Raw genomic sequence first — 13,924 nt, forward strand, 5'->3', positions numbered from 1 at the left:
GAAGTTGCGGTGGGCGCGGCTCAGGGCAGGACGTGTTCGCTTCTCCACCTCGCCACGGTCCGGGCGAGCTCCGCGCTGGGTTCGCCGGCCTCGGTGAGGGCCGCGAGGGCGGTGTCCGCGAGCGCCAGGGCCTGCGGGCGTGCCTCGCCCGCGTCCCATGAGGCGCGCGCCAGCTCGAACTGGAGCACGGCCATGCGCTCCGGGCTCCAGCCCAGGGGGCGGATGATGGCCAGGGCGCGCTCCGCGGCGTCACGGGCCCGCTTGGGCTGCTTCAGCGCCAGCGCGGTCCGCGCCAGCTCCGTGAGGCTGGAGACGAGCCACGGGGACTTCAGGCCCGCCTGGGCCTCCTTGAGGGCCAGCAGCCGCTCCAGCTCGTCGGAGGACTCGCGCGCCCGGCCCAGCTTGCGCAGGAGCGCGGCGCGCGCCTCTTGCGTGGCCAGCGTGGAGGCGTTCCTGGCATCCAGCAGCCGGCCCTGGAGCGCCAGGACGCGGTCATAGCCCTCCAGCGCCACGTCCAGCTGGCCCCGTCGGGCCTGCATGCGGGCCAGCTCCTGGAGCGACAGGGCGTACTCCGCGTGCTCGCGCCCCAGGCCGCGCTCGGTCAACGCCAGCGCCTGGGCATGGTAGCGCTCCGCGACGTCCCACTCGCCCAGGTCTTCGTGGATGCGGCCCAGGTCGTTGTGCAGCCGCACCGTGGCCAGGTGCGTGTCGCCCAGCATGGCGCGGCGCAGCTCCAGGGCCTGGGTGTAGAGCGGCAGCGTGGCGCGTCCTCCCTCCAGCGCACGGCGCGCATCCGCCAGGAGGATGAGGGTGTTGGCGACGGTGGGGTGATGCGGGCCCAGCTGCCGCCGCTGCGTGGCGAGCGCCCGCTCGTACATCTCCCGGGCTTCGCGCGTCCGGCCCTGGCGCTTCCGCACCAGCGCGAGGTTGGTCAGGACCTTGACCGTGTCCACGTGCTCCGGGCCCAGGACGCGCTCGCGCACGGCGAGCGACTTCTCGTAGTGCTCTATGGCCTGCGGAAGCAGCCCCTCGCCGAAGTAGAGGACGCCCAGGTTGTTCTCCAACTGGGCGGCGACCTCCTCCGCCGGGCCGGAGCGCTCCAGCAGTGACCGCGCGAGCATGGCCAGGTCCAACCCCTGGTCCACGTGCTCCAGCTCATAGCCCGCGATGAAGACCCGCTCCGTCACGGCGCGCAGCGCCTGGAGGTCATGGCGTCCCGCGAGCGCCGCATGGAAGCTGGCGGTGTAGCTGCGCTCCGCGTCCTCGTAGCGGGCCAGCCGGTACTCCAGCCAGCCCTGGGCATAGAGGGCCTCGGCCTCCAGGGGCCGGTACGAAAGCTCGCGCGCCACCGCGAGCGCGGCCTGCGCGTCACCCAGGCCCTGCGCGTAGCGTCCCGTCTCCAGCAGCGCCTGCGCACGGGAGAGCTTCGCGCGCGCGTCCGCGAGCTTCACCGCCACCCCGCGCCCTTCCGGCGGAGGCACCACGGAGAGCAGCGACTCCACGCGCGAGCAGTCCGATACACGCGGCAGCTTCTGCGACGCCTCCGCCGCCTTCTCCACCAGCGGCGCGTCCGCGTGCTCCAGCACGTCCGCGAACACGTCCAGCGACTGCAGCCGCGAGTCCAGGCACGCCATGCGCACGGAGAGCACGGACTCGGGTTGCTCGTGCCGCACGTGCGTGGCCCGGCACGTCTGGGTGTAGCCCGCCTCCCAGGCCCGCGCGTAGTCCTCCAGGTTGCGCGCCACCGCGTCGGCGGCCTCCGAGGCCAGCGGGCTGCCGGTGGCGGACAGGGCCTGCGTCACCTTCGCGGCGCGGGCGTCATTCCAGATGGGCGACACGCGCGCGGGAGCTCCGCCGCAGGGATCCGCCGCGCCTCGCGACACGAGCACGAGCGCCGTCACCAGCGCGAAGGCTCCCGCGCCCACCGCCACCTGCGTGCGCCTTCGCGGCGGGTCGCGCGCAAGCTCCTCCAGCAGCGCGTCCATGGACGCGAAGCGATCCGCCGGTGACACGCTCAGCCCGCGTACCACCGCGCGGCGGACCCACGCGGGCACGCCGGTCTCCTTCGGAGGCGCCTGGAGCCGGCTGAAGTCCGGCGGCTGGCCGCGCGCGAAGGGGCGGATGCCGAAGAGGGCTTCGTACAGCGCGACGCAGAAGCTGAACTGGTCGCCGCGCGCGTCGATGGGCTCTCCCTTCCACTGCTCCGGGGGCATGTACGCGGGCGTGCCCATGAGCGAGCCCGTGCGGGTGAGGTCCACCGGCCCGGCGGAGGGCGTGATGCCTTCGGGGAGCGTGTCCGGAGGCAGCGCCAGGGTGCCCTCCGGCAGCCGCGCCAGGCCGAAGTCCGTCACCCGCACGCGGCCCTGGCCGTCCACCAGGACGTTGTCCGGCTTGAAGTCGCGGTGGATGAGGTGCGCCGCGTGAGCCGCCGCCAGCCCCTGGCCCGCCTGCCGGTACGCGGCGAGCACCTCGCGCCACGAGCGCGGTGCCTCCTTCAGCCACTGGCGCAGCGTGCGGCCCTCGACGAACTCCATGGCCATGAAGAGCCGGCCATCCACCGTGCCCACGTCGAACACGGTGATGACCTGCGGATGGGACAGCCGCGCCACCGCCTGCGCCTCGCGCAGCAGCCGCTGCTCCAGCTCCACCGCGCCGTCGCCCTGGAGCGAGCGCACCAGCTTGAGCGCCACCTTGCGGTCGAGCTGCGGATCGTACGCGCTCAGCACCACGCCCATGCCGCCGGAGCCCACCCGGTCGATGACGACGTAGCGGCCCAGCACGGTGCCGCGCTGGAGCTCCGCGTCCTGGACGCGCGGACGGCCCGTGTCGGGGCGCTCCGGAGGCCGCACGTCCGGCAGCGTGGTGGGGTCACTGCCCCGGGCCGCCTCCGCCACCAGCGCGAGGCACGTGGAGCACGCATCCAGGTGCGCCTCCACCGCACGTGCCTCCTCTGCTCCGAGCGAGCGCGAGCAATACGCCAGCAGGGTGTTCTCGTCAGGGCAGTTCATGGCGGGTCCTGGCGCAGCAGGTGACGCACGCTCAGGTCCAGGCCGCTGAGCAGCGACCGGGCCAGGCTGTGCAGGTCCGGGTCCTCGACGTTCAGACGGCGGCGCAGCTCCGCGTGGGTCCGCTCCGCGAGCGTGTCGCGCGCGTCCTTGAGCCAGCGGGTCATGGTGGCGCGGCTCACCCCGTGCACCCGCCCGATGTCCTCCACGCCCACGTTCTGCACCAGGTGCAGCCGCAGGAGGGTGCGCTGGCGCGGCTCCAGCGACGCGAGCGCCGAGGCGATGGCCGCCTCGATGTCCGCGTGGTGCCGGTGCTTGAGCGCCGCGAAGGACGGATCCTCCGCGGGCAGCAGCGTGGGCAGCAGCGCCTCCGAGGGACGCGCGGCGCGCTCGCGCAGCTCGGTCATCGCCAGGCGCAGCGCGACGGTGCGCACCCACGCCTCCAGCGGCCCCCGGCCGTCGTACTCCGCCAGGCGCGGCGGTCCGTCCGCGCGCGGCAACAGCAACCGCTCGCGCAGCCGTTGCAGCGCTTCGTCCACCACGTCCTGCGCGAGCCCCCGTCGGCCCAGGGCCTGACGCGCGGCGGGGACGAGCAGGCGCTCGAAATGGGCGAGCGCCTCGGGCAGTCCCTTCGCGCAGGCACACGCGAGGAACAGGTCCTCCCCGTGGGACACCGGCGCGCCGCCAGAGGCCACCGACCGCGCCGCGAGGTGGGCGAGGAAGTCCTCGCGCGACAGCGCCACGCCAGGCCACGCGGCGCGGGCCCGGAGGTAGCTGGCGTCGGCGTCGGCGGACGGCTCCATGGGGCAGGGGAGTCTAGCCGGAAGCCGCCTACCCGATTCCGAGCTGGCGGCGCACCTCGGCCGCATAGTCGTTCACCTGCTGGACGTACAGGCCGGAGTCGTTCTCCGACGGCGGCGCGTAGCGGTTCACCAGCGCCGTCCAGTCGCCGCTGTCCAGCTCGGTGCGGTAGTGCGTCCCCAGCAGCTTGAAGTACGCCTCGATGCCCTGCTGGAGCGTGGGCCAGCCCGCGAAACTGCCGGCCGCGCCCGGGGACGTGAAGGCTTCGTACGCGCCCTCCTGGCCCACGAACTTGAGGTTGCCCGGGTTGTTGGCGCCGACGGACGCGCCCGCGGTGCCCCACTGCGACTCCTTCCACAGCATCGCGAGCGCCAGGTCGACGGGCACGTCGTACTTCCGGGCCATGCTCAGGATGAACTCGCCCTGACCCGCGAAGCCGGACTCCGCGAGCGACATGGCCCCCGGCGCCAGCCGCACGGACTCCAGCGCCTGGCCCTGCGCGGTGACGTCGTCGGTGGGGGCCAGGCCCGGGGGCGGGTGGACGGCGACGGAGTAGCCACCGTACTGGTGCTCGCCGAGGAAGCGCTGGAGCTCCGCGGGCGTCAGCTCCGTCACGGTGCTGGACGGATCATGCACGATGAAGTTGCCCTCGGGCGTCATGCCCGTGACGGCGATCCAGTGCCCGCCGCTGAAGCTGCCGGAGGTGAACGGCGGCTGCTCGTTCTGGAGCATGACGTGGCTCTCGCCGTTGACGGCGACGAGGTTGCCGGAGGCGAGCTGCTGCTCAATCCAGCCCACATCGGTCCCCGGATTGACCTCCGACGTGAGGCCGTTGCTCGCGGCCATGCGCTGGATGTCCGCGTACCCCACGCCCGCGGACGTGATGCCCACGCCCTGTCCCAGCTGGTTGATGAGCGCGCCGTCGGACATGCCCGTGCCGATGCCGTAGCCCTGGAGGATCATCGCCATCGTGGTGGGGCCGCAGTTGGACTGCTGGTTCCAGTCATCCTCGGTGCCTTCGGAGGACATCTGCTTGATGGACGGCACCGGGTAGCGCTCCCCCGGACGCGCCGGGCCCACCGGACTGCCCGGAGCGCCAGGCCCACCCGTGGACGGCGTCCCCGTCACCGCGCCGGGAGCGGCCGGGAGCTGGAGCGTCGCCCCAGCGATGATCAGGTCCGGGTTCGTCAGGCCGTTGAGCTGGACGATCTGGTTCGCGATGGCCTCCACCGGCCCCGGCACGCCCTGCTGCATCAGGTTCCAGGCGATGTCGCCCACGGTGTCACCCGGCTGGACGGTGTAGGCCGTCGTGGCCGGCGCGCGCTGGGCCATGGCCTCGCGCAGGGCCTCGCCCGCGTTGCCCAGGCGCTGGCGCAGCACGGCCTGCCGCAGGGCATCCCCCAGCTCCTCCCTGGATGGCCCCACGGTGCCACGCCGGAGCGTGTCCGCCGCGCTCTTGAGCTTCGAGCGCAGCACGGCCTCGCGCAGCTCCTCCACCGAAGGGCGGGGCATCGACGGGGTGACGGGCCGCCGCGGGTCGAAACCATCCGTGACGCGATGGGCGCCCGCGGAGGTGTGGGGCGCGCGCGGAGCAGGGTGCGCGACGGGAGCAGGGCGGAAGGAAGCAGGGGAGGAGGGGAGGGAGCGGATGGTCATTTCAAACTCCGGGGCCAGCGTTTGAAATGTTTGTCGATAAAACGCGAATTATTGTTTCGTCGCTCCGGGTCGATTGGGTGAAATGGAAAAGGCCAATGAAGTCAGTATGTTGGAGAAAAATGCAGGCCGAAATGAGCCACTAATCCGGCCCGGTCCGTCTCCCTGTCGGGACGGCTGAAACACTGTCTTGGATTGACGTCTGTCTTTGCCCTGGACCTGCCCGGAAGCCTCCTTCCCGACAGGGCGGCGGGCGGTCATGACGCTTCGCGCTGGCCTCCGGGGGGCGGTCGGGAGGAAGAATGGGGGACGTCGTCTCCCACCGAGAGGTCCTCCGCCATGCGCGTCATCAACTTCAACGCCGGCCCCGCCGGTCTGCCCCTGCCGGCCCTGGAGCAGGCCCGGGATGAGCTGCTCGACTTCCATGGCACCGGCATGTCCGTCATGGAGCACAGCCACCGGGGCAAGGACTACGAGGGCGTCCACGACGAGGCCGTCGCGCTGCTGACGGAGCTGTTGGGCATCCCCGCCACGCACCAGGTGCTGTTCCTCACCGGCGGCGCGTCCCAGCAGTTCGCGCAGGTGCCCATGAACTTCCTCACGCAGGGCGCCTCCGCCGACTACCTGATGACGGGCGTCTGGAGCGAGAAGGCCTTCGACGAGGCGAAGTACTTCGGCTCACCGCGCATCGCCGCGACCACCGTGCAGCCGGACAAGCGCTACCTGCGTGTGCCGAAGCAGGGAGAGCTCCAGCTCGACCCCCAGGCCGCCTATGTGCACCTGACGAGCAACAACACCATCTTCGGCTCGCAATGGCACAGCTTCCCGGACGTGGGCCGGGTGCCGCTGGTGGCGGACATGAGCTCGGACTTCCTCTGGAAGCCCACGGACGTGAGCCGCTTCGCGCTCATCTACGCGGGCGCGCAGAAGAACCTGGGCCCCTCCGGCGTCACGCTCATCATCGCGGCGAAGGACTTCATCGCGAAGGGACGCAAGGACATCCCCAAGTACTTCCGCTACGCGACGCACGCGGAGAACAACTCGCTCTACAACACGCCCCCCACGCTGGCCATCTACCTGGTGCGCAACGTGCTCCAGTGGGCCAAGGGGCTGGGCGGCCTGCCCGCGCTGGAGCGGCGCAACCGCGAGAAGGCGGACGCCCTGTACGGCGCCATCGACCGCAACGCGGGCTTCTACCGGGCCCCGGTGGAGCGCGAGTCCCGTTCAGTGATGAACGTCGTCTTCCACCTTCCCACCGAGGAACTGGATGCGGCCTTTGTGTCCGAGGCGAAGAAGGCCCACATGGTGGGGCTCAAGGGCCACCGCACGGCGGGCGGCATCCGCGTGTCGATGTACAACGCGGTTTCGCCGCAGGACGTCATGACGCTGACGTCCTTCATGGATCATTTCGTGAAGACGCACGGCTAGGCTTGCGTCGAACATCGCGCAGAAACCACCCGGAGGGTTTTTCCATGAAGAAGACGCTGACCGCCGTGCTGCTGTCGCTGACCCTCGCCGCGCCCGTCATGGCCAAGGACATCGCCGGCGTGAAGTACCCGGACACCGCCACCGTCGCCGGCAAGGAGCTGAAGCTCAACGGCGTCGGCCTGCGCAAGAAGGCCATCTTCAAGGTCTATACCGTGGGCCTCTACGTGGAGAACCCCACGCAGGACGCCACCGCGCTGCTCAACGCGGACGAGGTCAAGCGCGTGCGCATGTTCATGAAGCGCGACCTCAAGAAGGACCAGATCACCGAGGCCATCGAGAACGGCTTCAAGAAGAACGCCGGCGCCAACCTGCCCAAGCTCCAGGACCGCCTGAACACCTTCAAGAACGCCATCCCCGCGGAGGTGAAGGAGGGCCAGGAGCTCATCCTCACCTACGTCCCCGGCAAGGGGACCACCGTGCAGACGAGCGACGGCAAGTCCATCGACGTGGAGGGCAAGGACTTCGCGGACGCGCTCTTCTCCGTGTGGCTGGGCAAGGACCCCGTGGACAGCGGCCTCAAGGACGGGATGCTCGGCAAGGACGACTGACGCACCGGTCTGAGCCGTCTTGCTTCGCACGCCCCGGGCGTGTCCCTTCTTCACGCGGAGGGACGCTCCCCGGGGCGTCGTCGTTTCCAGGAAGCGCCATTGCTTCAATGGTGGACAGCGCGGGGCGCCCCTGTCACACGCCCGTGAGTTGCCGCTGGAATGCCCTGGCGCATCCGGCGTTGATGCGCGCCAAAACCGCACCCCACCCCTGTCCGTGCTGGAGAACGCTGTGAAGCGACTGGCCCTGTTCGCCGCCACCTGTGTCCTTGGCGCCGCCTGCAAGACGGCGGAGCCCACCCCCGAGCCGTCCCAGGCCTCCACCCCGGCCCCCGTGGCCAGCGCGGCCCCGTCGGAAGCGGCCACCCCCGCGCCCGCGCCACAGGCCGCCAACGTGCCCATGGCCGAGCGCCCCATGCCCCCCGGCCTGGACGCCGCGGTGATGGACCCGTCCGTGAACCCCTGTGACGACTTCTACCAGTACGCCTGTGGCGGCTGGCTGAAGACCACGGAGATCCCCGCCGAGCGCGCGCGCTGGAGCCGCGGCTTCGAGACGGTGGCCGAGCGCAACCAGGCCGTGCTGCGCGACATCCTCACGAAGGCCGCGGAAGGGCAGGGCGAGGCTTCCGCGGAGGAGAAGAAGCTGGGGGACTACTACGGCGCCTGCATGGACGAGGCGAAGCTGGAGCAGTCGCTGCCCACGCTGCGCACCTACCTGGCGAAGCTCAACGGCCTGAAGAGCCAGGAGGCCGTGGCCAAGGCGGTGGCGTGGCTGCACGCGCGCAACGTGAACGCGCTGTTCCGGGTGACGTCGGATCAGGACCAGAAGGACGCCACGCAGGTCATCGCGGTGGTGGACGCGGCGGGCCTGGGCCTGCCGGACCGCGACTACTACCTCAAGCCCGACGTGAAGATGCGCGAGGCGCGCAACGCCTACCAGGCGCACGTGCAGAAGGTCTTCGAGCTGTTGGGCGACGCGCCCTTCGTCGCCAGCCGCAAGGCCACGGGCATCCTCGCCATCGAGACGCGCCTGGCCACCGCGCGGCTGCCCAAGGACGAGACGCGCGAGCCGGAGAAGGTCTACCACCGGCTGGAGCGCCAGGGCCTGAAGAAGCTGGCCCCCGCCTTCCAGTGGGACACGTACTTCGCGGAGGTGGGGCTGCCCGCCGGTGAAGCGCTCAACGTGACGCAGCCGAAGTTCTTCTCGGAGGTGTCCGGGCTGGTGCGCCAGCAGCGCCCCACCGACATGGGCCCGTACCTCTCCTACCACCTGGTGAAGCGGGTGCAGACGGCGCTGCCCAAGGCGCTGCGCGACGAGTTCTTCCGCTTCGAGTCCACGGTGCTCACCGGCGCGAAGGCGGACCTGGCGCGCTGGAAGAAGTGCGTGGAGGCCACCGACGACGCGCTGCCGCACGCGCTGGCCAAGCCCTTCATCGCGCGCACCTTCGGCGCGGAGGGCAAGGCCACCACCCTGGACATGGTCCAGCAGATTGAACAGTCCTTCGAGCGCAACCTGGACACGCTCTCCTGGATGGACGCGGAGACGAAGGCCCAGGCGCTGGTGAAGGTGAAGAAGATCACCAACAAGATCGGCTACCCGGACCAGTGGCGCAGCTACGAGGGCCTGGACGTGAAGCGCGACTCGTACCTGGACAACCTCCTGGCGGCGGAGGCCTTCGAGCAGGCGCGCCAGCTGCGCAAGGTGGGCCAGCCGGTGGACCGCCAGGAGTGGTTCATGTCGCCGCCCACGGTGAACGCCTACTACAACGCGGCCACCAACGAGATCGTCTTCCCGGCGGGCATCCTCCAGCCGCCGTTCTTCGGGCGGGACGCGTCCGCGGCGGTGAACTTCGGCGCCATGGGCATGGTGGTGGGCCATGAAATCACCCACGGCTTCGACGACGAGGGCCGCCAGTTCGACGCGGACGGCAACCTGCGCACGTGGTGGACCCCGGCGTCGGACAAGGCCTTCCGCGAACGCGTGGCCTGCGTGAAGAACCAGTACGACCAGTACACGGCCGTGGACGACGTGAAGGTGAACGGCAAGCTCACCCTGGGCGAGAACGTCGCGGACCTGGGCGGCCTCAAGCTGGCGTACGCGGCCATGGAGTCCTACCTGGCCAAGTACCCGGACCAGGCGGCGAAGGCGAACGCCTACCGCTTCACCCCGGGGCAGCAGTTCTTCCTCGCGCACGCGCAATCGTGGTGCTCGAAGATTCGTAACGAGGCTGCGCGGCAGCGGGCGCTGACGGATTCGCACTCGCCGGCGTTCCTGCGCGTGAAGGGGCCGGACGTGAACCTGCCGCAGTTCCAGCAGGCCTTCTCCTGCCCCGCGGGGTCGAAGATGGTGGCCCCGGCTGCGAACCGCTGTGAGGTCTGGTAGGCCTTCGGGCCCTACCTGGAGGAGGATGGCATGAGCATCTGTTCGTGGCTGGTGTTGGGCGGTATCGCGGGCTGGCTGGCCAGCATCATCAAGGGCACCAACGCCCGGATGGGGATGTTCGCCAACATCTTCGCCGGCATCGTGGGCGCCATGCTGGGCGGCTGGGTGTTCAGCTTCTTCGGCGGCACCGGCGTGACGGGCTTCAACCTGTACTCGCTGCTGGTGGCCACGGTGGGCGCCGTCATCCTGCTGTCCATCCTGCAAGCCATCCGGAAATAGCGGGCCCTCCCGCGTCGCTGCCTAGAAGAGCGACAGCTGGGGGGAGTGGGAGGGCCGCGCGGGGCGCCGGAAGGTGTCCGGCGCGGCCTCCGTGACGGACGAGGCGCGCATGCCCACCTTGCGCGCCGCCGTCGCGAAGAGCTGGTGGATGGTCTGCGCGTAGAGCCCTTCGCCGCGCATGCGGTGCTTGAAGCGGCCGTCGGTGAGCTCCCCGCCGCGCGTCTCGCGGATGCGGTGCAGCACCCGGTCCGCGCGCAGGGGCAGCTTCGCGCGCAGGCGCTCCTCGAACACGGCCTGCACGGGCCCGGGCAACCGCAGGAGCGTGTAGTGCGCGCGCGTGGCGCCGGCCTCGCGCGCGGACGTGAGCACCCGAGCGATGTCCTCGTCGTTGAGGCCCGGGATGATGGGGGACACGGACACGGCCACGTCGATGCCGGCCTCCGTGAGCTTGCGGATGGTGGCCAGCCTGCGCTTGGGCGTGGCGACCACCGGCTCCATGGCGCGCGCCAGCTCCTCGTTGTGGAAGGGGAGGCTGATGCTCACGGTGAGCCGCGCCTCGCCCGCGAGCCGCTGGAGCACGTCCAGGTCGCGCTCAATCAGCACGCCCTTGGTGATGATGCCCACGGGGTTGCGGTACTCGGCGCAGACCTCCAGGCACTGGCGGGTGAGCCGGAGTGACGCCTCCAGCGGCTGGTAGCAGTCGGTGACGCCGCTGAAGACGACGGTCTCGCCCTTCCACGACGGCCGGTCGAAGGCCTCGCGCAGGAGCTCCGGGGCGTTGGGTTTGACGACGAGGCGGGTCTCGAAGTCGGTGCCCGCGCCGAAGTCCAGGTACTGGTGCGTGGGGCGCGCGTAGCAGTAGGCGCACGCGTGGAGGCAGCCCCGGTACGGGTTGACGCTCCAGGAGAAGCACACGTCCGGGCTGTCGTTGCGCGCGATGATGGAGCGGCTGTGATCCTCCCAGACCTCCAGGCGCGCGGGGGGAATCTCGTCCAGGTACTCCACCGCGGTGCTGGCCCAGGGGTTGGGCGGATTGTCGACGGGACGGGCCTTCACCCTCACAGGGTGTGACTGAAAGCCCGTTCAGTCAAGGCGTCGCTTGTGCCTTTACACCCTTAAGGGCGCGGCCAAAGCTGGCCGGCATGGCGAACTACACGGTCAAGCTGTCCAAGGCGCCCAAGGGGCATGAGATTCCACCGCTGCTCGCGGACCTTGGTGCCTGGGTGAGCAAGCAGCCGCATGGAACCCTGGGCTGGTTCGATGCGCTCGAAGCCGAGCCCATTCCGAAGGAGTGGAACCCGGAGCTGGCGGACCGGCTCCGTCGTGACGCCTTCGCGTTCCTCCATCTTCCAGATGGCTCGCTGCTCGCGCTCGTGAACCCCGGGGCCGGCGCTCCGTGGGCGGTGGCGCTGCTGGGGTCGGAGGGTGAGGCGCGCACGGTCGCGAACAGCCTGGAGGAGTTCCTGCTGCTGTGGTCCCAGGGGGAGACGGATCTCGACGACCTCGATGACGAGGAGGGCGCCTCTGACCGGAAGGCGCTGGCCGCGTGGCTGAAGGCGAAGAAGGTGAAGGCGCCGAAGGCGAAGGCCTTCGACTTCGCGGCCTGGCTGGACGGCGATGCCGTGCTCCCTCCCGCCGCGCCCTCCGTGGCGGCCCACACGTTCACGCCAACGGAGGTGATGAAGAAGCTCGGTCCGAAGGCGCAGCGGCTGGCGTCGGTCCTCGGGCGGCGCGCGGACGACCCCGAGGTCATCGCCTACGTGACCGAAGCGCTGGGCAAGAGGGTGCCCGCGTCCACGAGCGTGAACACCGATTCGGTGAACGTCGAGGCCGCGAAGCACGGCGTGGAGATCGTCTTCACCCACGACATCCTGAACGACGCGTTCCCGCTGGTTCCCAAGACGGCCAAGACGTTCATCCCCTACGTCGCCTCCGCGTGGGTGCGGTCGAAGATTGGCGAGGACGTCCTCGGTGTTCCGTGGAAGGTGAAGACGGAAGCGGAGATCACGAAGCGGCTCGGCGCGCCCACCGGCCGCCGCGCCAGCTTCATGAACGAGGACGAGCCCACCGTCGCCTACTGGGAGTTCGCGCTCGATACCGCGGGGCAGGTGTGGCTCGAGCTGGAGTTCGACGCATCCCTCTCCGTCACCGTCGCCGTGAAGGGCGCGGGCGAGCTGGCGCCGTATCCCGACGTCACGACTGGACTCTTCATCGGCTATGCCGCGACGCGAGGCCTGCTCGACGGCTCGCGCTTCCCGGCGCACCGCGCGTTGCTGGAAGCGGTCGCGGCACGCAAGGCGAAGGGCTCGGAGTTCGTGAAGCAGGCGCTTCCGCGCGGCCTCTGGGACGACCACCTGCGCGATGCGCCGGGCCTCCGTCTGATGGCGTATCGGTGGTTCCACAACATGAACGGCCTGTGGATCACCGCCGACCTCAAGAAGACGTTCGGAAAGCGCGCGGGGGCGTTCGGCCACGACGCGCCGAAGCTCGACGACGACACCTGGGACGCCGTCGACAAGGCGGCGCCGCTGCTCGACAAGCGCTTCGCGGCGTGGCTGGCGAAGTAGCAGGGCAGTCGTTCAGAGCGGGGTGTTCGCGCCGGTGCCGGGGACTCCAGGCTCCGCGGGCAAGGGCAGTCGCTTCGGCGCCAGGTGGTGGCGCTGTTTGAAGTGCTGCCATTGCTGGAGCAGGGGCAGTGCGTCCGGCGCATCGCCACGGGCGCGCAGCAGGGGATCCTGCGTCTGCTCGGACCGGGCCTCGGGCTTCTCTCCGTAGCGCTCGCGCAGCAGGTCGAACGCGCTGGAGGCCCAGTACGGGGGGCGCTCCTCGGCGAGGACGGTCTCCAGGACACGGGCCGCCGTGTCATCCACCTCGGCGCTGATGTGGCCGCGGAGCACCGTCAGCATCATGACCGACGTGCGGTCCAGGGACGGCGCGGTCACGAACGCGCGGGCCAGTTGCTCCCGATGCGAGGGGAACAGGTGCACCGGGGCAGGGCTCCTGGGGTCGTAGAACCAGAGGTCCGCATCGGCCGCGGGCTCCAATCCGTACAAGCCATCCCACCGTGTCGCGGGATGCTCGGCCGCGAGCACCTGCCAGTCCGTGAGCGCCGCCCGCACACCGGCCTCTCCCCGGCCCGCGGCCCGCGCCACGATGGCCTGCTCCTGCGTCACGCGGAATCGCGTCACCGCGCGCCGGTAGGCCTCGAGCTCGTCGGTGCTCTCCGGATAGCGCGTCCCGTACGACAGCGCGACGGTCCGCCAGAGTCCGCCCTCTCGCTTGAGGAACGCGATGACGGCATGGCCGGGCTCGTAATGGGGAGGTGCCGGGCAGATGTAGCTTCCGTTGAAGTAGACCTTGATCTGCTCATCCGGACGCGCCTGCCCGCGCCACACTTCGCGAATGCGCAGGTATGCGACCTCACTGTCATCCCACCGGTCGCGTTCCCGTTTCTCCTCGGGCGACTTCGGCGGAAGCAGCTCCATCACCTTCTCCACGTCCGCCCACACCACGAGTTCCGCCGTCTCCGTCAGCTCCGAGAGCGTCCACGGCGTGATGGGGAAGGCCTCGGCGCGGGGGAGGGGAATGAGCACCCCGGCCAGCAGCAGGGCCAGGAGCAGCCCTGGACGACGTGCGCCACGACGGGACCACGCTGCTGCCTCACGCATGGGGCTCCTCTCGCTTGACCCGGAGAGTCTTCCAGAATCGCGGGGCCCTGGAAATACGAAGGCCGATGGTTCCGGGAAGGAACCATCGGCCTGTGTCTCTTC

Annotated in this window: 10 protein-coding genes; 5 read left to right on the forward strand and 5 right to left on the reverse strand. The window is 70.4% G+C overall.

All coding sequences use genetic code 11. The annotated features are described in order from the left end of the window. Window positions 1-20 precede the first annotated feature (20 nt). Genes JYK02_RS06835 through JYK02_RS06845 form a run of 3 tightly spaced genes read right to left on the reverse strand, consistent with a single transcriptional unit; the run spans window position 21 to window position 5,462 of the window. Complete coding sequence (locus JYK02_RS06835) at window positions 21-3,008, reverse strand: serine/threonine-protein kinase (protein ID WP_207049879.1); 2,988 nt, start codon at window positions 3,006-3,008, stop codon at window positions 21-23. Next, window positions 3,005-3,808, reverse strand: a complete 804-nt coding sequence (locus tag JYK02_RS06840; RefSeq protein WP_207049887.1) for a sigma-70 family RNA polymerase sigma factor — start codon at window positions 3,806-3,808, stop codon at window positions 3,005-3,007. Before JYK02_RS06840 ends, JYK02_RS06835 begins: the two co-directional genes overlap by 4 nt. Before the next feature lie 28 nt (window positions 3,809-3,836). Further along, window positions 3,837-5,462 (reverse strand): C39 family peptidase, encoded by a 1,626-nt coding sequence (locus tag JYK02_RS06845; protein ID WP_207049896.1) that lies wholly within the window; start codon window positions 5,460-5,462, stop codon window positions 3,837-3,839. 336 nt (window positions 5,463-5,798) lie between these two features. On the opposite strand from JYK02_RS06845, the gene serC reads away from it, so the two are divergent. From serC to JYK02_RS06865, 4 genes are all read left to right on the forward strand, one after another. Beyond that, window positions 5,799-6,887 (forward strand): 3-phosphoserine/phosphohydroxythreonine transaminase, encoded by a 1,089-nt coding sequence (gene serC / locus JYK02_RS06850; protein WP_207049898.1) that lies wholly within the window; start codon window positions 5,799-5,801, stop codon window positions 6,885-6,887. Between the two features lie 44 nt (window positions 6,888-6,931). Further along, window positions 6,932-7,495, forward strand: a complete 564-nt coding sequence (locus JYK02_RS06855; RefSeq protein WP_207049899.1) for a chalcone isomerase family protein — start codon at window positions 6,932-6,934, stop codon at window positions 7,493-7,495. A gap of 229 nt (window positions 7,496-7,724) precedes the next feature. Continuing rightward, window positions 7,725-9,875, forward strand: a complete 2,151-nt coding sequence (locus JYK02_RS06860) for a M13 family metallopeptidase (RefSeq protein WP_347402443.1) — start codon at window positions 7,725-7,727, stop codon at window positions 9,873-9,875. 30 nt (window positions 9,876-9,905) lie between these two features. Next, window positions 9,906-10,154, forward strand: a complete 249-nt coding sequence (locus JYK02_RS06865) for a GlsB/YeaQ/YmgE family stress response membrane protein (RefSeq protein WP_207049901.1) — start codon at window positions 9,906-9,908, stop codon at window positions 10,152-10,154. Window positions 10,155-10,175: 21 nt separating this feature from the next. Here JYK02_RS06865 and JYK02_RS06870 read toward each other — a convergent pair whose 3' ends face one another. Then, window positions 10,176-11,210: a PA0069 family radical SAM protein gene (locus JYK02_RS06870; protein WP_207049903.1), complete on the reverse strand. Its 1,035-nt coding sequence runs from the start codon at window positions 11,208-11,210 to the stop codon at window positions 10,176-10,178. An 86-nt stretch (window positions 11,211-11,296) separates the two neighbouring features. Between JYK02_RS06870 and JYK02_RS06875 the strand changes: the two genes are divergently transcribed. Continuing rightward, the gene (locus JYK02_RS06875) at window positions 11,297-12,721 is read left to right on the forward strand and encodes a hypothetical protein (protein ID WP_207049905.1); all 1,425 of its coding nucleotides are present in this window, start codon (window positions 11,297-11,299) and stop codon (window positions 12,719-12,721) included. A gap of 12 nt (window positions 12,722-12,733) precedes the next feature. On the opposite strand, the gene JYK02_RS06880 is transcribed toward JYK02_RS06875, so the two are convergent. Continuing rightward, window positions 12,734-13,822, reverse strand: coding sequence for a hypothetical protein (locus JYK02_RS06880; RefSeq protein WP_207049907.1), 1,089 nt, complete (start codon window positions 13,820-13,822; stop codon window positions 12,734-12,736). Window positions 13,823-13,924: the final 102 nt, after the last annotated feature.

It is taken from the genome of Corallococcus macrosporus (genome assembly GCF_017302985.1).
GTDB classification, from domain to species: Bacteria; Myxococcota; Myxococcia; order Myxococcales; family Myxococcaceae; genus Corallococcus; species Corallococcus macrosporus_A.

Excerpts from the sequence above, each read along its gene's own strand:
- JYK02_RS06835 (WP_207049879.1), bottom strand. The coding sequence starts at position 3,008 with ATGAACTGCCCTGACGAGAACACCCTGCTGGCGTATTGCTCGCGCTCG.
- JYK02_RS06840 (WP_207049887.1), bottom strand. The coding sequence starts at position 3,808 with ATGGAGCCGTCCGCCGACGCCGACGCCAGCTACCTCCGGGCCCGCGCC.
- JYK02_RS06845 (WP_207049896.1), bottom strand. The coding sequence starts at position 5,462 with ATGACCATCCGCTCCCTCCCCTCCTCCCCTGCTTCCTTCCGCCCTGCT.
- serC (WP_207049898.1), top strand. The coding sequence starts at position 5,799 with ATGCGCGTCATCAACTTCAACGCCGGCCCCGCCGGTCTGCCCCTGCCG.
- JYK02_RS06855 (WP_207049899.1), top strand. The coding sequence starts at position 6,932 with ATGAAGAAGACGCTGACCGCCGTGCTGCTGTCGCTGACCCTCGCCGCG.
- JYK02_RS06865 (WP_207049901.1), top strand. The coding sequence starts at position 9,906 with ATGAGCATCTGTTCGTGGCTGGTGTTGGGCGGTATCGCGGGCTGGCTG.
- JYK02_RS06875 (WP_207049905.1), top strand. The coding sequence starts at position 11,297 with ATGGCGAACTACACGGTCAAGCTGTCCAAGGCGCCCAAGGGGCATGAG.
- JYK02_RS06880 (WP_207049907.1), bottom strand. The coding sequence starts at position 13,822 with ATGCGTGAGGCAGCAGCGTGGTCCCGTCGTGGCGCACGTCGTCCAGGG.